This is a genomic window from Kitasatospora dryopteridis (genome assembly GCF_050749075.1).
In the GTDB taxonomy this organism is placed as follows: Bacteria; Actinomycetota; Actinomycetes; order Streptomycetales; family Streptomycetaceae; genus Kitasatospora.
Map to the genome: position 1 here is coordinate 7,107,770 of NZ_CP192749.1, position 19,095 is coordinate 7,126,864.

The 19,095-nt window shown below is 72.8% G+C and carries 16 protein-coding genes; 6 read left to right on the forward strand and 10 right to left on the reverse strand.

Annotated features, from left to right (window positions below; all coding sequences use genetic code 11):
• Positions 1-2 precede the first annotated feature (2 nt).
• Together ACQ614_RS32180 and gntD are read right to left on the reverse strand one after the other, a co-directional pair.
• Positions 3-851 carry a dimethylarginine dimethylaminohydrolase family protein gene (locus ACQ614_RS32180; protein WP_431682508.1) on the reverse strand — a complete coding sequence of 283 codons (849 nt, stop codon included), beginning with the start codon at positions 849-851 and terminating at the stop codon, positions 3-5.
• Entirely contained in the window at positions 848-1,900 is a 1,053-nt protein-coding gene (gntD, locus tag ACQ614_RS32185; RefSeq protein WP_431682509.1) for a guanitoxin biosynthesis L-enduracididine beta-hydroxylase GntD, read from the reverse strand. The genes ACQ614_RS32180 and gntD overlap by 4 nt, the downstream gene beginning before the upstream one ends.
• A gap of 277 nt (positions 1,901-2,177) precedes the next feature.
• Between gntD and ACQ614_RS32190 the strand changes: the two genes are divergently transcribed.
• The 5 genes from ACQ614_RS32190 (at position 2,178) to ACQ614_RS32210 (ending at position 11,205) form a co-directional block, all read left to right on the forward strand.
• On the forward strand, positions 2,178-4,439 hold the full coding sequence (locus ACQ614_RS32190; protein WP_431682511.1) for a condensation domain-containing protein: 2,262 nt from the start codon (positions 2,178-2,180) through the stop codon (positions 4,437-4,439).
• Positions 4,436-5,692 (forward strand): cytochrome P450, encoded by a 1,257-nt coding sequence (locus tag ACQ614_RS32195; RefSeq protein ID WP_431682512.1) that lies wholly within the window; start codon positions 4,436-4,438, stop codon positions 5,690-5,692. Before ACQ614_RS32190 ends, ACQ614_RS32195 begins: the two co-directional genes overlap by 4 nt.
• Before the next feature lie 184 nt (positions 5,693-5,876).
• Positions 5,877-8,831 (forward strand): BTAD domain-containing putative transcriptional regulator, encoded by a 2,955-nt coding sequence (locus ACQ614_RS32200; RefSeq protein WP_431682513.1) that lies wholly within the window; start codon positions 5,877-5,879, stop codon positions 8,829-8,831.
• Positions 8,832-9,221: 390 nt separating this feature from the next.
• Positions 9,222-10,451 (forward strand): hypothetical protein, encoded by a 1,230-nt coding sequence (locus ACQ614_RS32205; protein WP_431684086.1) that lies wholly within the window; start codon positions 9,222-9,224, stop codon positions 10,449-10,451.
• Positions 10,435-11,205 (forward strand): hypothetical protein, encoded by a 771-nt coding sequence (locus ACQ614_RS32210; RefSeq protein WP_431684087.1) that lies wholly within the window; start codon positions 10,435-10,437, stop codon positions 11,203-11,205. Before ACQ614_RS32205 ends, ACQ614_RS32210 begins: the two co-directional genes overlap by 17 nt.
• 69 nt (positions 11,206-11,274) lie before the next feature.
• Here ACQ614_RS32210 and ACQ614_RS32215 read toward each other — a convergent pair whose 3' ends face one another.
• The 6 genes from ACQ614_RS32215 to ACQ614_RS32240 form a co-directional block, all read right to left on the reverse strand.
• On the reverse strand, positions 11,275-11,427 hold the full coding sequence (locus tag ACQ614_RS32215) for a hypothetical protein (RefSeq protein WP_431682514.1): 153 nt from the start codon (positions 11,425-11,427) through the stop codon (positions 11,275-11,277).
• Positions 11,428-11,583: 156 nt separating this feature from the next.
• Positions 11,584-12,849, reverse strand: coding sequence for an ATP-grasp domain-containing protein (locus ACQ614_RS32220; RefSeq protein ID WP_431682516.1), 1,266 nt, complete (start codon positions 12,847-12,849; stop codon positions 11,584-11,586).
• Position 12,850: 1 nt separating this feature from the next.
• Positions 12,851-14,902, reverse strand: a complete 2,052-nt coding sequence (locus ACQ614_RS32225; protein WP_431682517.1) for a thioesterase domain-containing protein — start codon at positions 14,900-14,902, stop codon at positions 12,851-12,853.
• A gap of 175 nt (positions 14,903-15,077) precedes the next feature.
• Entirely contained in the window at positions 15,078-15,425 is a 348-nt protein-coding gene (locus ACQ614_RS32230; RefSeq protein ID WP_431684088.1) for a TNT domain-containing protein, read from the reverse strand.
• A gap of 208 nt (positions 15,426-15,633) precedes the next feature.
• Positions 15,634-16,251, reverse strand: coding sequence for a class F sortase (locus ACQ614_RS32235; protein WP_431682518.1), 618 nt, complete (start codon positions 16,249-16,251; stop codon positions 15,634-15,636).
• A 104-nt stretch (positions 16,252-16,355) separates the two neighbouring features.
• Positions 16,356-16,874 carry a hypothetical protein gene (locus ACQ614_RS32240; RefSeq protein ID WP_431682520.1) on the reverse strand — a complete coding sequence of 173 codons (519 nt, stop codon included), beginning with the start codon at positions 16,872-16,874 and terminating at the stop codon, positions 16,356-16,358.
• A 412-nt stretch (positions 16,875-17,286) separates the two neighbouring features.
• Here ACQ614_RS32240 and ACQ614_RS32245 point away from each other — a divergent pair, with 412 nt between their 5' ends.
• A complete protein-coding gene (locus tag ACQ614_RS32245) occupies positions 17,287-17,547 on the forward strand; it encodes a GNAT family N-acetyltransferase (protein WP_431684089.1) in 261 nt (86 codons plus the stop codon).
• Positions 17,548-17,581: 34 nt separating this feature from the next.
• Here the strand turns inward: ACQ614_RS32245 and ACQ614_RS32250 are convergent, their stop codons facing one another.
• Positions 17,582-17,800 (reverse strand): helix-turn-helix domain-containing protein, encoded by a 219-nt coding sequence (locus tag ACQ614_RS32250; protein WP_431682521.1) that lies wholly within the window; start codon positions 17,798-17,800, stop codon positions 17,582-17,584.
• A complete protein-coding gene (locus tag ACQ614_RS32255; protein WP_431682522.1) occupies positions 17,797-19,056 on the reverse strand; it encodes a hypothetical protein in 1,260 nt (419 codons plus the stop codon). The genes ACQ614_RS32250 and ACQ614_RS32255 overlap by 4 nt, the downstream gene beginning before the upstream one ends.
• Between the last annotated feature and the right edge of the window lie 39 nt (positions 19,057-19,095).

Genomic DNA, 19,095 nt, shown 5'->3' on the forward strand with positions numbered 1-19,095 from the left:
TCCTACTGTCGGACGGCGGGAACGCCTTGGGCGAGCAAGTCAAGATCGAGGGTCATGCAGCGGATGCCGCCGCCGCCCTTGGTGAACTGGTCGATCGGGGTGACGATCGGCTCGAAGCCCCAGGCCTCGAGCTGCCGGCCGATCCGCGCGGGGCACGCGGACATCACGACCGAGCTGCCGATGACCACCGAGTTCACGCAGAAGGTCATGGCCTCCTGCTCGGTCACCACCAGCGGTTCCGGGACGAGCTCCAGCAGCCGCCGGCGGCTCTCCTCGTCCCAGGCCCCCGGGAACACCAGCGCCCGCCGGCCGTCGAGCGGACAGACCGACATGTCCAGGTGGTAGAACCGGGGGTCCACCAGGCGGACGGGCACCACCTCGCGGCCGAAGGCCGCGGCGAGGCCGGCGTGCGCCTGGACCGTGCTGCGCATCCCGTGCCCGGCGAGCAGCCGCTCGCCGAACGCCAGCACGTCGCCGCCCTCCAGACTGGCGGCCGGGTCCCAGCCGGCGGTCGGGATCTCCTGCCAGCCGTTCCCGGTCAGCCACTCGGCGGCCAGCTGCGCCTCGCCGCCGCGCTCGGGTCTGCTGAACCGCGACCGCAGGAAGCGGCCGCCGCTGACCACGGCGGTGTCGGTCGGGAACACCATGTCCGGCCAGTCCGGGTCGGACGGCGCGGTGTGGACCACCCCGCCGGCCTTGCGCAGTGCCGCCCCGAGCGCCTCCCACTCGGCGCGGGCGAGGTCGGGGCTCGGCTGCGAGCCGGTGGCCATCCAGGGATTGATCTCGAACTCGATCCGGAAGTGCTCCGGGTCGCGCAGCAGGAAGGGCCGCGCCGCGGCCTGCGGGATCATGCCACCACCCGGGACCGCGCACTGCTCCGCAACTCCCGCGACTTGCGCAGGTCACGGGCGACGACGACCTTCTTCAGCCAGCGGTCCGTCCCGTCGTACCGCGCCTCGAACGGCCGCCGGCCGTGCACCGCCCGGTAGTTGTCGACGAAGGCGACCTCGCCGGCGTCCAGCACCAGGTCCTCCAGGTCCGCCTCCAGCGCGGCCACCACGCACTTGAGCGCATGCGTGGCGTCCGGGTCCCCGGGGACGGCGTCCATGAAGTACGGATCGATCCGCAGGTAGGGCTCGGTACGGCTGCCGAACAGGACGGGCACCGGGCTGGTGTGCGCGGCGATGTCGTGCACGCTGTTGCCCGCCATGCCGGTGCGCAGGTGCTCGGTGTCCGGCCGGATCAGGAACCGCGGCTGCTGCAGCACCTCGGTCACCTCGGCCGGCAGCGAGAGGTGCCCGACACCGGCGAAGGTGGTGGCCACCCCCGTCGGATTGCGCAGCGCCATCAGGCCGAGGTAGTCGCAGCGGAACGGGTGGAAACCGTCCTCGGTGTGCCACTCCAGCAGGTCCGAACTGCCGTGCCCGCTCTGCGCCGTCTCCTCTCCCCGGACGGGCAGCACGTCGTGGATGATCCGGCCGGACTGCAGCGTCGACCAGCCGAACGGCTCGCCGAGCAGCGCCGCGAGCAGCACGAAGAAGATCTCCTCCCGCAGGGTGGAGGCCGGATCCGGCTGCTGCGACCAGTGCGGGGGCGTCGGGCCGATCGCGGTGTCGTCCACCGGGAGGCCGCTCACCACCACACCCGCGGTGGTCTCGTGCAGCTCGAACGACCGCAGGAAATCCACCAGGCCGTCCGGCAGCCCGGTCGCCAGGGACGCCGCATGGAACAGGAAGTCCGCGTCGGAGGCGGTGGCGAACTGCTTCCGCACCCGGTCCACCAGGCGCTCGATCCGGTCCACTTCACCGCCGTCGACCCGGTAGACGCCCACGTCCCGGGGAAATTTCTTGGAGTTCATCAGTGCCCGCTTTCTCGGCGGGCGGACCGGGTGGTCCGCCATTCGTTCTGCCGTACCAAGCTCGCCGAGCCGGCCCGGCGGAACCATCCGTCCCGGGAGTGGAATCCGCCCCGGCATCCGCCGCACGGCGGATGCCGGCGCCCCCGGCGCACCGCTTCCTCCCCCGCACGGCGGAGACCGCCCCGGAAAGCCGACGCCCGGCCGGTACACGGTCGTCGGGAACGCCCCCGACGATGAGGGCAGTTGCCCGCGCCCCAGTGGTCACCCAGGTGCGTTCCACGAGAAGTCCCCGTTCGCCGCCAGCCAGAGAGGAACCCGCATGAGGACAGAGGATCTGCTGCCGTTCTGGGAGAACGACCTCCCCGGTCTCCCGGTCTTCTGCCTGCCGCACGCCGGTGCCGGTGCGGGTGCCTTCCGCGCCCTGGCCCGCGACCTGCGCCCGGCCGTCAACCTCCAGCCCGTGCAGCTGCCGGGCCGCGAGAACCTGGTGGCCCTGCCCCTGGTCGACGACGCCCGGCAGCTCGTCGAGTGGCTCGGCCCGCGCCTGCTGCCCCGGTTCGACCGGCCGTTCGTCCTGGCCGGCCACAGCATGGGATCGCTGATCGCCGCCGAGCTGACCGCCTGGCTGGAACGCAACGGCGGACCGAAGCCCGAACTGCTCGTCGTCTCCTCCTACGCCGGCGACTTCCGGCACAACCGGATGGCCGCCCGCGAGCGCACCGACCAGGAACTGGCCCAGGTACTCACCGAGCTGGGCGGCACCGCACCGGAGGTCCTGCAGAACGAGGAGATGCTCGCCTTCATCCTCGAAACCATCCGCAACGACCTCAGGCTCGTCCGCGGCTACCGCCCCTCCTACGACACGGTGGGCGTCCCGATCCTCGCCGTCGGCGGCACCGACGACCCCGACGCGGACCGCGAGGCACTGACCACCTGGCGCAGCCGCACCACGGCCGGCACCCACGTCGAGGTCCTCACCGGAGGCCACTTCGCGGTCTTCGAGAACCCCGGCACCTTCGCCGCGCTGATCGAAGAGCGGCTGAGGACGCCCGAGCAGACCCTCCTCGCGGTGCTGCGCCACCACCTGGACGACGACGGCATCACCCTGGACGACGACTTCTACGCGGCCGGCGGCGACTCGCTGATCGCCCTCGCCGTCGTCGGCGACCTCAAGGAACGCGGTCTGGACCTCCCCCTGCGCGGCCTCCTCACCAGCGCCACCGTCGAAGAACTGGTGCCGCTCCTCACCCCGGCCGCCGCGCCCGAGGACACCCACCGGCCCTTCGACGGACTCGGCCCCGCCGACCGCGCCCTGCTGCCCGCCGGCCTGCAGGACGCCTACCCGGCCTCCACCCTCCAGGTCGGGCTGATCTACCTCTGCGAGCTGGCCGGCGACCCCAGCCTCTACAACGACCTGGTCGGACTGCGCGTCAACGCACCGTTCCACGAGCAGAGCTTCCGGGCGGCGCTCACCACGCTGACCGGGCGCCACCCGCTGCTGCGCAGCTCCTTCGACCTCGCCACCTTCTCCACCGCCGTGCAGCTCGTCCACCCGGAGGTCACCGTCCCGGTGGAGATCGAGTCCGGCGACGGCGACGCACTCGTCCGGGCCTTCCGCGAGCGCCACCTCGCCACCGGCATCGACTGCAGCACGCCCCCCGCCTTCCGCATCCACATCGCCCGCGAACCCGAGGCATTCCGGCTCACCCTGGCCATCCACCACGCCGTCATCGACGGCTGGAGCATGGCCCAGCTGGTGGTCGAACTGCTCACCTGCTACGACGCCGAACTGGCCGGCCGCACCGCACAACTGCCGGCCGTACCGCCGGACGGCCACCGGCGGTTCGTGGCACTGGAGGCGGCCGCCGCACAGTCGGCACCGTTCTGGCAGGCCGAGGCCGACGTGCCGCCGCTGCTCCTCCCGGACCGCCCGGAAGGCACCGTCCCCGACCCGGTGGAGACCCGCCACCTCCCGCTCGACCCGGAGGACGTCGCCCGCCTGGAGGCCGCCGCCGAACACGCCGGCGTCCCCCTGAAGAGCCTGCTGCTCTCCCTGCACCTGCGCTCGCTCGCCCTGGCCACCGGCCGCGACCGCGACCTGGTGACCGGACTGGTGGCCAACGGCAGGCCGGAGGTGCCCGGTTCCGCCGCACTGATCGGGCTCTTCCTCAACACCGTGCCGCTGCGCCTGCGTTCGGTCGAGGGCGACTGGGTCGAGCACGCCGGGCGGACCTGGGAGGCCGAGCAGCGGCTGCTGGCCCACCGGCGGTTCCCGCTGTCGGCGATCGAGCAGGGCCTCGGCCGGCCCGCCTTCGACGTGTCCTTCAACTTCACCCACTTCCACCCGTACCGGCAGGTGGACGACCTGCAGTTCAAGGTGGACGAGTGGTGGTCCTACGACAAGGCCAGCTTCCCGCTCGGCGTCGACGCGATGATCGACGCACCGGACCTCGGCAGCGGCGTGGTGGTCGCCTACGACCCGGTGCTGGTGCCGGGCGCGCTGGTCGACCGGTACGTCGGCGCCTTCGGCTCCGCGCTGGCCTCCGTCGCGGCGCCGGACCGGCCGGGGGAGGGCCGATGACCGTCATGACCCCGCAGGCCGGCCGCGGCTCCCGGCAGGAGCCCGCCTCCGAGGTCGACCTCGGCCCGGTGAACCTGTTCGACCCCGGGCTGCACGCCGACGGCGACCCGCACCGGATCTGGGCCCACATGCGGCGGGCCGCACCACTGCACCGGCAGACCCTGCCCGACGGACGCGGCTTCGCCTCGGTCACCCGCTACCAGGACGTGCGCCGGGTGCTCAGCGACTCCCGCGCGTTCACCTCGGAACGCGGCAGCCTGCTGGACCAGCTCGGCCACGGCGACGAGGCGGCCGGCGAGATGATGGTCTCCACCGACCCGCCGGACCACGCCGCCCTGCGGCGCCCGCTGCAGCAGGCCCTGCAGCGGACCGCCCTGGAGGCCGCACGGCCCCGCATCCGGGCGGCCGCACGCGCCGTCCTTGCCCCGGCCGCCGACGGCGGGGCCTTCGACCTGGTGACCGCCGCGCTGAGCTTCCCGATGATGTTCACCGGGGCGCTCATGGGCATCCCGGAACAGGACTGGCCGGACCTCGTCCGGTGGACGTCGATGGCCGCGTCCCCCGAGGACCCGGGCTTCAAGATCGGCAGCCGGCACGCCACCCTGGCCATCGCCCACCACGAACTCTTCTCCTACTTCACCGAGCAGACCGCGGCCAGGCCGGACGGGAGCGGCGACCTCCTCGACCTCCTGGCCGGGCTGGGCACCCGGGCGAAGACCGTCTACAACTGCTACAGCCTGCTGCTCGGCGCCAACGCCACCACACCGCACGCCTTCACCGGCACCGTCCTGGCCCTGCTGGAACGCCCCGACCAGCTGGCCGAGGCCCGCCGGCACCCGGAACTCGTCCCCTCGCTGGTCGAGGAGGGCCTGCGCTGGACCTCGCCCGCCAGCAGCTTCCTGCGGCACGCCGTCGAGGACGTGGAGCTGGAGGGCGGCCTGCTCCGCAAGGGCGAGGCGGTCGCGGCCTGGGTCGGCTCGGCCAACCGGGACGAGACCGTCTTCGAGGACGCGTCCCGCTTCGACCTGCGCCGCACCGGCAACCGCCACATCACCTTCGGCGCCGGCGCCCACTACTGCCTCGGCGCGATCCTGGCGAGGATCGCCCTGAACGAGCTCTTCACCGAACTCCTCGGCCGGCTGCAGCACATCGAACTCACCGGTCCGACCCGCCGCCTGCGGTCGAACTTCATCGCCGGCCTGGGCACCATGCCGGTGGCCGTGACCCTGCGCCCCGCGAGCACCCCGGGGTGACCCGCCCCGCGTCATCGGTTGTTCCGAAAGGATGTTGACACCGAGTCGACAGACCGGTTTCGCCTCCGGATGAAGCATGCGAGCATTACCCGCGGCTCGAATCGCCACACACGGTCGCCGCCCGCTCACAAAGCCGGGCGGACGGCCGGCTCACCGGACGGGAATCCACCAGAAAAGGAACCAGATGGGGCTGCAGCCGCACGATGCGGACGACGACGTCCACTTCGCACTCCTCGGGCCGTTCGAGGTCACGCGCGGCGCAACATCCGTACCCCTCCAGGCCCGACGGAGCAGGCTCCTGCTGGCCGCCCTGGCCTGCCGGCCGCGGGAGATCGTCAGCGTCGAGCACCTCAGCGAGGTGGTGTGGGCCGAGGACCCGCCGACCACCGTCCGCACCCAGATCCAGATCTGCATATCGACCCTGCGCAAGACCCTGGGCGTCATCGGGATGAGCGAGGCCCTCGTCACGCACCCCGTGGGCTACGCCCTGATGCTGGAACCGGGCCGCCGGGACGTCGACCGCTTCACCGAGCTGGTCCGCAGCGCCCGGTCCGCCAGCGACGCCGGCGACCTCGAGGCGTCGGTGCGCACCTACCGCGAGGCGCTGGCGCTGTGGCGGGGGCCCGCGCTCGGCGGTGTGGACAGCGACGTCCTCCAGCGGCGGGCGGTCGCCCTCGACGAGGAGCGGCTCACCGTCCTGGAGGAGTACTTCGACCTGGAGCTGCTGCGCGGCCGCGACCGGGGACTGATCCAGGAACTGGCCGACCGGATCGCCGAGAACCCGCTGCGGGAGAAGCTCCGCGGCCAGTTGATGCTCGCCCTGCACCGCGCCGGGCGGCGCTCCGACGCCCTCCAGATCTACCGCGAGGGCCGCCGCCTGCTGGTGCGGGAACTGGGCATCGAACCCTCCGACGAACTGCGCCGCCTCGAACAGGAGATCCTGCGGGACGCCCCGGAGCTGAACCCCGGCTACGGGAAGCCGGAGAGCCCGGCGGCCCCGCGGCAACTGCCCAGACAGTCACGTCACTTCATCGGCCGGGAGGAGACCGTCCGCCGACTGACGGCGGTACTCGCGGAGCAGCCCGGGCCCGACGACCACCCCTTCCGGGCCGTGAACCTGTACGGCCCCGGCGGGACGGGCAAGACCGCCCTCGCCGTCCACGTCGCCCACGCCCTCGAGGGCCACTTCGGCGACGGACAGCTCTACTACGACCTGCACGGCAGCAACACCGTCACCGCGGCGCCGGTCCGGGTCCTCGACCACTTCCTGCGGGCACTGGGCGTCCCGCCCGGCGACATCCCGGACGAACTCGACGAGCGGGCCGCGATGTTCCGCAGCCGGGTGGCCGAGAAGAAGATCCTGGTCATCCTCGACGACGCCGCCGAGGAGCACCAGATCAGCCCGCTGCTGCCGGGCGGCCGGGACTGCGGGGTGATCGTCACCAGCAGGCGGCCGCAGACCGGCCTGCCCGAGCTGGAGACCGTCCACCTGGACGTGCTGAGCCAGACCGAGGCGGTCGAACTCCTCGGCCGGATCGTCGGCGACCGGCGGGTCGCGCAGGAGCCGCTGGCCAGCGCCCAACTGGTCCGCGAGATCGACCGGCTGCCCCTCGCCCTGGGCATCGTGGGAGCCCGACTGGCAGCCTCGCCGCACCGGACGATCTCGTCCATGGCCCACCGCATCCACGACGAGCGCCGGCGGCTCGACGAACTCGCCCACGGCAACCGGGCCGTCCGCAGCACCATCTCCTCGACCTTCGACACACTGAAGCCGGACCTGCGCGACCTCCTGTGCGACCTCAGCCTGTTCGGCACGGAGGCGTTACCCGGCTGGATGGCCGGCGCCATCCTCGGCGGCGACACCGAGGACGCCAACGACGTCATCGACGAGGCCGCCACCAGCCAACTGCTCGTCCCCACGGACGTCGAACCGACCGACAACCCCCGCTACCGCTTCCACAGCCTCGTCCGCCTCTACCTCCGGGAGTCGGTCGACCGGCTCCCCGCCGAGCAGCGCGCCGGGACGGTCCGCGCCGTCCTGGCGGGCTGGCTCGGCCTGGTGGACCTCGCCCAGGCGCAGCTGTGGGGCGGCAACTACACCGTCGTCCGCGGCGGTTCGGCCCGCTGGCAGGCACCGGAGGCGGTCGTCCGGCACGTACTGTCGGACCCGCTGGGCTGGCTGGACGCCGAACGGCCGGGACTGCTCGCGGCGGTCGGCCTCGCAGCCGAGTTCGGCCTCGACGAGGAGTGCTGGGAGGCCGCCACCCAGCTGGTGACCCTCTTCGAGGTGCGGCAGCACTACGCCGACTGGCAGGAGAGCCACGAGACGGCCCTGCACCTCGTCCAGCAGAAGGGCAACGTCCGCGGCGAGGCGGCGGTGCGCTGCTCGCTCGGGTCGCTGTACCTCTCGCAGCGGCAGGCCGGGAAGGCGCTGCCGTACCTGGAACGGTCGCTGGCACTCTTCGAGGAACTCGGCGAGACCGGCGGGACGGCCCTGGCCAACCGCAACATCGCGCTGTGCCTGCACACCGTCGGTGACCTGGACGGCGCACTCCGCCGGTACGAGCGGGCGGCCGAGCTGTTCCGGCAGGCCGGGGACCCGCTGGGCCGCGCCCACGTGCTGTCCAACATGGCGCCGATCCACGCGGCGGGCGGCGAACCCGGCCGGGCCGAGCAGGAACTGACCGAGGCGCTGCGCATCTGCCAGTCGATCGGCAGCTCGCGGGTGGCCTCGATGAGCCTCCACCGGCTGGGCCAGCTCTGCTTCGGCCAGGGGCGGTTCGACGACGCACTCGGGCGGTACCGGGAGGCGCTCGCCATCGTGCGCCGGCAGGCCGACTCGCTGGGGGAGTGCTTCGTCCAGCACGGTCTGGGCGACACCCACATGGCCAGGGGCGACTACGCGGAGGCCGCCGGCTGCCTGGAGGGCGCCCTGGTCACGGCCGAGGCGGCCGGACACCTGCACGCGGCCGCACAGGTCCGGGTCAGCCTGGCGGAGGTGTGCATCGCCCAGGGCCTGGACGCCCGCGCCCGGAACCTGCTGGAACAGGCCCTGCGGGTGCTCGAGGACCACGACCACAAGGCCGCCCTCGCCCGCGCCCGCACGGCCCTGGAGCGACTGGGCCAGGTCAACCACTAGGCCGGTACATGTGTGCGTCGTCGACTGACGCGCAGCGGGGAAGGTCTTCACCGCCCTGCTCGCGCAGGCCGGTGCCCGCCGGAAGGGGCCCCGGCCGACGAGCCCGCCGGCCGTGCCGCCGACCGCGAACGGAGCGGGTGCCCCGCACATCGCGTGCGGGGTTCCCGCACAATGGCTTTGACCGACCGTCGGACGACGAAGGGCCGCACCATGGACGAGGATCCCCGCACCGGCGGCGGAATGGACGAGGATCCCCGCACCGGCGGCGGACGCCCCGCTCCACCCCGGCCGGAGTGGCCGACGGCGGCGAGCAGGGCCGCGCAGCCGGCCGTTGCCATGTCCACGGTTTCGAGTAATCGACCAAGATCTGCGAATGCCGGGTACCGTCTGATGCACACGACAGAGCCGACAGAAGCCTGCATCGAGGATGCGAACAACCTGTTGGTTGCGCCTTCGGCGTTGCAGGACAACGAGTTCATCAGGGACTTCTTCGGGTCCACCGTCACGCCGGAGGACCTTGCGTCCGGTTCGCCCGACCTGGCGCAGAAGACCGTCTACCTGTGCGGCGATGTGTCCGGCATCAGCGGCCGCCAACTGCGGTCGGCGGAACGGGTGTTCGTCATCCGGGAGCTGTCGCACGGTTACCGCGGGGACGTCGACGAACCGTGGACCCTCGTCGGCCTCGGCCGGGTTCCCGTCCGGGTGCACGGCGCCGGCGTGTACTACCGCCGCTTCTTCGACCTCGGCGACGACCACTTCGGACGGATCCGTGCGGAGCACGCGTTCCAGTCCCTGACGGAGTCCACCAAGCCGGGCACGGCCCATCGCAGCGGAATCTATCTGACACCCGTCACGCGAAACGGTGACGAACTGCATTTCCGGCTGCTCCGGTGCTCCACGAACCTCTCGGGGCCGACCGAAGGCTTCCACCCGACCGACACGCGCATCGTCGAGGCTCTGAACCGCGAGGCCGCCACCGTCTTCCGGAACCAGGCGCCGCTCAATCACGTCCTCGCCCAGATCTACCACAACACCCCTGCCACGGCCGGGCGCAAGCAGTCCAAGGCCAGGATCTCGGCCCATGCCGACAAGACCAAGGACATGCCCGTCAACGGCATCATGGCCTTCTGCACCTTCTACGACCGGCTCGACGGGCTGCAGCCCCTGGCCGACGACGCCTTCGACTACGGCGTGAAGGGTGCCAGCGGGCTGACCAGACTCCACTTCCGCCTCAAGGAGCCGACCGGAGGACGCGACGGGGTCGCGCTGCCCCCGCAGTTCACCCTGACCCTCCACCCCGGCTCCGTGTTCCTCATGCCGCTGTCCACCAACCGCCTGTACACCCATGAGATCCGGCCCTCGACATTGGACGCCGAGTCGCTCCCGACCCGCCTCGGGTACGTGGTGCGCTGTTCGAGCGCCGAAGCCGTTCACAAGGACGGCCACACGTTCCTCAAAGCGGCCGAGGGTTTGGTGAGGCTGGGGCCACCCACGCCGGAGGGAATGGACGAGCTGCGCAGGCTGTATGCCGAGGAGAACAGGACCTCGTCCTTCATCGATTACGGCGACGAAATCCTCTTCAGCATGAACACGGGAGACTATGTTGCCCCCCGGGTCTAGGATCTCGGACGAGATCATCTCGTGCACTCTGCCGGCCGAGGAGAACATCTTTGCGGAGCTGTCCGCCTCGGCCCGCCTGGAAGACGTGGGAAAGGGCCGGCGAGGCGCAGTTCTCACCAAGGCCGACGAGGCGGACGGCGTGCCTCTCGTGCGGACCACCACTCGGTACGGCAGCCCGGCGCAGCGCTTCCGGGCGGTGCACGAGCGGCTCGCGCGGCGGATCCAGGAACGTGCGGCGTTGTCGGTCGGCTTCAACAACGCCCTCGTCGAGTGCTACACGAACGCCTACCGAACCATGGGCAGCCATTGCGACCAGGCCCTCGATCTGGCCGACGATTCGTTCATCGCCGTCTTCTCCTGCTACCGGCATCCCGAAGCGGGCCCGCGGAGGAAGCTGATCTTCGAATCAAAGGAGTCGGGTGTCGACAAGTTCGAGATTCCCCTCGCCCACAACAGTGTCGTCGCGTTCTCCGTGGACTCGAACCGGCGACTCAGGCACAAGATCGTCATGGACGCGACCGTCCCGACGGCGGACAACCAATGGCTGGGTGTGACGTTCCGGACGTCGAAGACCTTCGTCCGGTTTCGCGACGGACACGCATACCTCCCGCAGGGTGCGCGTCTCATGTCGGCCGACGACGAGCAGAGCGCCGAGTTCTACCGACTGCGGCGCCGTGAGAACGATGAAACGGACTTCACCTACCCCCTGCTGACGTACACCGTCAGCGAGAGCGATCTGATGCCGCCCGTCTGACCTTGAGGGTTCTTCAACGCCGTGACGGGGATCCGGTGCGGGGTGGACGGTGGCGGCGTGGCCGGCCGTTCAGGACTGCGGGCCCGGGCCCCACGGGTTGTCGGCCACGACGTGCACGGTGCGGGCGGGGCCGGCCTGCGACTCCAGGGAGCCGGCGACCGCAGTGAGGGCCACGGCGGCCAGCAGGCATGCGCACGCACGTACGAACATGAGCTTGGTCATCGCTGTCTCCCATATGTCGGCGGGGCTGAGCCTGCGGCGGTCGCGCCCTGCTCGGCGCTTCCTGATGACCCTCACGCTAGGAAGGCCCCCCATTGCCACCGCATCGGTGCGCTATCGCCTCCGCCACCACCGCGATAGCGGCCGCGGCGGAGGCCGTCAGACCTGCTGCGATGCCGTACCGCCGGCCGTGCTCCACGGCCGCGGCGGCGCGAGCCGTACGGTGCGCCCGTCCTCGAACCGGAAGTCGTAGCCGATCCTCCCCAGTGCCTCGTCGAGCACCGCGAACATCTCCCCGTGGTCCGCCGCCTCCCCGCACACCATGTCCAGCTGACAGGTCATCCCTCCGTCGAACAGCCACTGCCCGGGCCGGACGATCGGACGGTAGGCCGTGATCCCCGGCACCGCGCGGGCCTCCCGGCCGCCCTGCACGGCGGTCAACTGGCACCGCTCGGCCGGCCCGGCCCCCCAGTACTGGAAGTAGACCCGGTCCATCGGCTCCGGTTCGGCCCAGTCGTCCTTGCCCGCCGCCCGCAGGCCGGCCAGGCGGATCAGGTCCACCCCCGCCGCCCGTCGGCTGATCTCGTTGACCAGCCCGCCGAGCCTGCCGTTGACCTCGATGATCCGCGGCCCCTCCGCGGTGAGCTTCACCTCCGTGTGCGTGACGCCGAAGTCCACCCCGAGCGCCCGCAGCGCCCGCGCGGTCAGGTCGGCCACCGCGGCCAGCTCGTCCGCGGGCAGCGCCGACGGCCAGAACTGGCCCTGCTCGCGGAACGGGGGAGCCATCGGGAACTTGCCCGAGACCGACACATGGGTGATCCGGGCCGGTGCGCAGACGCTCTCGACCGACACGTAGTCCCCGTACGGCAGGCTCGGCCGGCCCTGCAGGTACTCCTCGACCATCATGCCCGCGGGGTGCCGCTCGGCCAGCCGCGCGAGCGTCTCCCCGTCCCGGACGAGGTGGGTGTCCCGGCTGCCGCCGCCGTACAGCGGCTTCACGATGGCCGGGAGCCCGACGGCGCCCAGGGCCGCGACCCAGTCCTCCGGACCGTGGACGGGATGGTGCCGCACGGAGTCCACCCCTGCGTCCGCGAGCCGGCGGCGCTGCCGGTACTTGTCCGTCAGCAGCAGGACGGTCTCCGGACGGTGGCCCGGCAGGCCCAGGGCGGCGGCGATCCTGGCGGTGTCCCGCAGCATCGGCTCGCTGTAGGTGACGATCCCGTCGGGGCGCAGCGCCCGCACCCGCGCGACGTCCGCGTCGCCACCGGTGAGTTCGACGACCGTGCCCAGCTGCTGCAGCAGCGGCCGGACCTGCTCGGTGTGGTCCGAACGCGGGATCAGGAAGGCGAGCGGGGTGTCCGCGGCCAGCGCCGTGGCGATCTCCGCCGCAGCGGCGGCACCGTGGTCGTAGGCGATCACCAGCATGTCAGCCTCCGGGGAACGTGCGCATGACGAACGGAAGGGAGTTGGCGACGCACAGCAGCGCGAAGGTGAACGACTGGATGTACTCGTCGACGACCGGGGCCTTGACCAGCCCCGGGTCGAAGGCGACCAGTACACCGCTGCCGAGGTCGGGGGAGCCGAGCAGCACGTCCACGCCCAGCGGGATGCTGGACCTGCTGACGGACCACCAGGAACCGACCGGGGTCCCCAGGTGCTCCAGCCGGTGGTGCGGACGGAACTGGGTGAAGCCGAAGGTGACGTCGAACGGCGCCCGGCGCAGCCGGCGTTCGATCTCCGCGAGCGGGAAGTGCCGGTGCGCCGCGGCGTCCTGCTCGGCGCTCCAGGCCCGCCTGGCCTGGTCGGCCCAGCTGCCCCGGGTGGTCCGCAGCCGCAGCGGAAGGGTCTTCACGAACCGCCCCACCAGGTGGTCGGACCCGGCCTCCGCGGGCCGGCAGTCCGTCACCAGGCCGGTGACGACGTCCGTGTCGCGCCCGGTCGCCTGCACCAGCGACCAGACGTGCAGGGCGACGAACAGGCTCTTCGGCGGCACCCCCGCCTCCTCGGCGGCCGCGCGGATGCGGCCGACCGCCGGCTCGTCCAGCGGCACGAACCGCGCCTCGACCGGATCCGGGACGGCGTCGGCGGCGCGCAGCGGCAGGAGCAGCGGCGGCGCGTTCGCCTCGGCGAGCCAGAACGCCGCCGAGACCGGGTCCGCGTACTCGGGTTCGACGAGGCGGCGGTGGCCGTCCGGAGGGACGGCGGGCAGCTCGGCCGGCACACCGCGGAGCTCCGCCTCGTACACGGTGATCAGCTCGGCCAGCAGGATCCACACGCTCCAGCGGTCCAGGACGGCGTGGTGGGCGGCCACCGAGACGCTGAACGACTCCGGCTCGCGGACGACGTGGCAGCGGAAGGCCGGCGCCTCGGACAGGTCGGCGCCGGCGGTGAGCCGGCGCCGGTGGAAGGCGCGGACGAGCGCGGCGCCGTCACCCGACTCGACGTCCAGCGGCGGATCCGCCTCCGCCCGTACCAGCTGCACCGGGGCGGAGAACCCGGCCGTCCCGAACGAACTGCGCAGCGGGTCGTGGCGGGCCATCACCGTGCGCAGCGCCGCACGGAACCGCACCTCGTCGAACGGCGCCTCCACGTGCACGCCGACCAGGTCCTGGCCCAGGCCGGGGCGCCCGGCCCCGCCGCGGCCGCCGAGCAGGGCCGACTGCTCGGCCGAGGCCGGGAAGGCGTCCGCGAGCCCGGCCGGCAGCAGCGCCCGGTCCGCCGCGGGGAGGGCGTCGAACGGCTGCGCCACCGACCGGAGCCGGTGGGCGATCAGGGCGCCGGCGGCCGCCGTCTGCTCGTGGAGGACGAAGTGGCCGCCCGGCAGGAGCTCGACGCGGCAGTCGCCGCTGGTGCGGTGGCGCCATTCGGCCAGCGCGGCACCGCTCACCGCGGGGTCGCGGTCGCCGCCGAGCGCCAGGACCGGGACGGCCAGCCGGTCGTAGCCCGAGCGGTACCGGCGCACCAGCCGCAGGTCGTTGCGGAGGACCTCCAGCAGGTGCGCCCTGGTCTCCGGGTCCCGGGGCACCTCGGGTGCCGTCCGGCCGAGCCCGGCGAGCTCCGTGAGCAGGCGAGCGTCGCCGAGGTCGCCGGTCGGCATGGCGTCCGGCCGCAGGTCGCCTCCGCAGGAGGAGACGACCAGCAGCCGGGGTGCCGGGGCCCGGTGGCGTTCCAGCCAGGCGGTCAGCTCCGCGGCGAGCAGCGCGCCCATGCCGTGCCCGGCGAGCGCGTACGGCTCGTCCAGCAGCGGCCGCAGCGCCGCCCCCAGCAGTTCCACCAGGTGCGGCACGTCGTCGCAGAGCGGCAGCCGGGCGAGGGTCTCCCGGCCGGGGAGCTGGACCGGCTGCAGGCTGATCCCGGGGGGCGCGCCCCGGGCGATGCCGCGGTAGGCCGACGCGCCGCCGCCCGCGTGGGGCAGGCAGAAGACCGGGAGGCCCGTGCTGCGCCCGGCCCACAACGGCACCAGTTCGTCTACCCTCATGCCCGGTCCCCTCCTGGCCTGCCCGTGATGGACTCTCCCGTCATGATTGGGCATCGTCGTCGGGCGGGTAATGGGCACGGCGTCGGGTCTTTTGCGCCGTCCCCTCCCTGCGGGGGAGCCGGGAGCCGTCCTCGTGGCGCGCAGCGGTCCTGGCGGGGCGTCGGCCGACGGTCCGTCAGGAACGGTTGCCTGCGGCGGCCGCGCACCGCTCGGGTGCGGCGTCCCGGAGGTACTCGTGCCTGACGAGGTTGGCGACGTTGAAGGTCTCGGAGTCGGCGAAGTCGGACGGCTTGAGGGCGGGGTCGAGCCACTCCTGGTAGCCGAAGCCGGGCCGGGCGAAGGCGGCTGCGATGTGGCCCGCCCGGACGCGGAAGTCGCGGTTCACCACGTAGCGGTGGTAGGAGTTCCCGGGACCGTTGGGCGAGTCCGGCGGCAGGGCGCGCTCGGCGTGGGGCGTCCCGCCGTCCGCGGGGTACCTGCCGGTGTCGGCTCCGAAGCGGTCCAGGAGGCCGCCGGGCAGCATCACCTGCCGGCGCACCGTCAGGCGGCGTCGGGTACGGCGTCGGACCCTGCCGTCGTGGACCACGCTCCGGTGACCGTCGCCCACGCCCACGCCCACGCCCACGACCACGAGCTCTGAGCCGACAGCCCCGGCGCCACCCGCGCCGGAGCTCCCCGGGATGTCGCCACTCTCCGCGCCACACGGCGGCGACGCGTCCGGACCCGGCCGGTCAGGCCGGCACCGCCCTGCTGAAGTGGGCGTAGACGACCACGCTTCCCTGGTATCCGGCGCTCTTGGTGTAGGTACCGCCGCAGGTGATCAGGCGTAGCTGGGGCCGGTCCGCGTCGCCGTACACCTGATCGCCGGGCACGGCGTTCTTCGGGTAGACCTCGACGGCGTCGACGGTGAACTCTGCGGTGCTCCGGTCGGCCCGGACGATGCCGATGGTGGCGCTCCGGTGCAAAGTGGCCAGGTTGTAGAAGACGGCCGGGCCCTTGGCCGTGTCCACATGGCCGTCGATGACCGCGTTTCCGACGGTGCCCGGGGCCGCGCTCTGCCGGTACCAGCCGGCGAGGTTCCGGTCGTCCGCCGACGGTGCCGGCAGATTCCCGGCCGCGTCCACTTCGACCTCGGTGACCGGCGCGTCGACGCCGATACTCGGGATGCGGATGCGGACGGGCTTCGAGAACCCCATCCCGGCCGCGGCGGGTACGGCCGCGGCCGGGTCCTGGGACGTGCCGGGCGACGCGCTCGGCCAGGCGTCCGCCGCGGCCGGCCGCGGCGGAGCCGAGGTCCGGGTACCGGTGTGGATCAGCCCGGCCCCGCTGCCGACGACGGCGGCCGCCACGATGAGCGCGACGTGCGTCCCGAGCCGCCCGCGCCTCGTCCGACCGGCCGACGGCGCTCCACCGGGCAGCGCACGTCGGCCGGACCGTTGCCCGATCCCTCGCGTCACGCCCTGCTGCCGGCCGAACGGCGGCGCAGCACAACGGCGCCGCCCGCCAGTCCGACCGCGACCAGAGCGCCACCGGCCGCGGTGGCGGCGGTGTTCACCCCGGTCACCGAACCGCCGGTGCCGGCCAGCGAGGACTTCGGCACGAAGGCGGTGGTGGTGGGAACCTGGTCCGCGGGGCAGCTGACCACCGCGTGGGCCCCCTGGAAACTCACCTTCACCGACTTGTCGGCCAGGGTTTCGAACTGGGCGCCGGCCGGCGTGGTGAACTTCGTGCCGGGGCCGTCGGTGCTGAGGATCTTGCCGCCTTCGGTGATGGCCACCACGACCCGGCCGACGCCTTCGCAGGCGACGATGTCCCCGCTCTTGACCACGAGACTGCCGCCCTCGGTGCGGCCCGAGAAGGGAGAGGACGAGCCGTCCGCGTATGCGGGGCCCGCGAGCGTGGCCGTTGCGACGAGTATCCCGGTCGCGATCGCCGCGGCCGTGCAGGCCGCCCTGCTGATCCCAGCTGGCATTGGTGCTCCTCGTACATCGCAGGACCGGCGGTATCTCCGCCGTCCAGTGCACGACGATCCCCAAATTAATCATTTTATATGACCACCAAATGGGCACTCCTGAGGACGCACCAGGTCAGCGGGCCGACCGGTCACCCGACCTGCTCAACCCTCGGCCCGTCGTACCCGTCGGTTCGGTACACCGCCTGACCCGACGGGTACGCGAAACGAGCACCGATTCGCACGCGGCCAGTGGAACCGGCTGGACGTGCCGTCGGCGGACGAAGCGCACCGCCGGATCGAGCGCATGCACGAGCGTTGGCGGCCGAGCAGGCCGCCATCTGGGCCGTCGCCCGAGGGGACGGCGGTGAGGCACTGGGCCTGATCGGCTGGGGCCACCTCGACCTGGAGGAGGCAGTGCCGAGATCGTCTACTGGCTGCTGCCCGCAGCCCGCAGCCCGCAGCCCGCGGCCGTGGCGCCGCCGTCGAGGCCACCCGCCGCCTCAGCCGGTGGGCCCTGGAGGACCTCGGCCTGCACCGGCTGACGCTCTGCCACTCCGTGGCCAATCCCGCCTCCTGCCGGGTGGCGGAGAAGGCCGGATACGTCCTGGAGGGCACCGTGCGCAGCGCGCTGCTGCATGCGGACGGATGGCACGACCAGCACCTGCACGCCCTGGTGCAGGGCGACCTCTGAGGGCAAGCGCCTGCGCCGTCGGCCGGCGGCCGGATCAAGGGGACCCCAGGACTTCCGTGAGTTGGTCACGGGAGGTGACACCCAGTTTGGGGAAGGCGCGGTAGAGGTGGTGGCCGACGGTGCGGGGGCTGAGGAAGAGCTGGGCGGCGATCTCCCGGTTGCTGTGACCGGCTGCGGCCAGGCGGACGACCTCTCGTTCCTGCGGGGTGAGCCGGCCGAGCGGGGTGCCGGTGGCGCTGGTGGAGTCGATCACCTCGCCGGTGCCGCGGAGCTCGGCACAGGCTCGTTCCGCCCAGGGCCGGGCCCCGGTCTTCTCGAAGGACTCCAGGGCCTCCCGCAGGACGCGCCGTGCGCCGGACCGGCGACGTCGGCGGCGGAGCCACTCGCCGTACAGCAGCCGGGTCCGGGCGAGCTCCAGGCCGCCGCCCGCGCGCTCGCCGTGGACGACGGCCGTGGTGAACAGGTCTTCGGCCTCCGCGTCCTCGGCGCCGAGGGCGCGGCAGCGGGCCGCCAGGGCGAGGGCGGCGGCAGGCCGGACCGGTCGGCCCACCGCGCGACGCGCTCCGCGGCCCCGGCGCGTGTCGTGCCGGTGCGGGCTGCGGCCTCGACGAGGTCGGGCAGCAGAAAGGCGATCAGCACCGGCGGCCCCGCCGGGTGGCGATCGGCCTGATCGAGGTGGACGAGGGCCGGTGCCGGGTCGCCCGCACCGAGGTGGGACAGGGCGAGGGCCCGGTGGGCGTGGGCGGTGGCGGTGCCGAGGTCGTGCCTTCCGGCATGGGCGAGTGCGGCTTCGGCCAGTTCGCGGCAGCGAGCCTCGTCCCCCTCCAGTGCCGCGCAGGCGGCGAGCGTGGTGCGCAGGTAACAGGCACGGTGGTCCAACCCCGCGTACCGGGCGATGCGCAGCCCCTCGGAGGCCGTGCGGGCCGCCGGTTCGAGTGCGCCGAGCGCGAGGTGGGTCTCGGCGAGCAGGTGGAGGCAGGTCGCCTGCCAGCCGAGCAGGCCGTGGGAGCGGCAGTGGGCGAGCAGGAGGTCGGCGAGTTCACGGGCGGTCTCGTGGTCGGCAAGCACGTGCGCCGCGTGCGCGGCCAGGAACCGTTCGCTGAACAGCACCCCGCAGTCGCGCGCCGCCCCGTCCAACGGACTTGCCGTGACGGGCTCGCCGCCGTAGAGGTCGGCCAGGGCGGCAAGGGTGCCGGAGGCTGCCGGGAGGGTGGCCCGTACCCGGGCGCGGACGCGCTCGATCAGGTCCGGTTCGCCCGCGGACTGGGCGGCGTGGAAGGCCTCGGTGAGGACGGCGGATCCGGCGCCGTCCACCGCGAGCAGGACTTCGACCGCGCGGACCGCGGATCCGGCGTTGAGTTCGAGCGCGGCCCGCACCCGGGCCAGTTCGGCAGTCGCAGGATCGTCCTGGCCCGGAACAGAGCCCCACGCGCCGGAGGTGTCGCCGCGCCGCAGGAGTGCGGCGAAGCGGAACACCCTGGCCGCACGTACGCCGTGAACCGCATCCACGAATCGAGATCGGGCAACGATCCACACCCCGATCGGCAA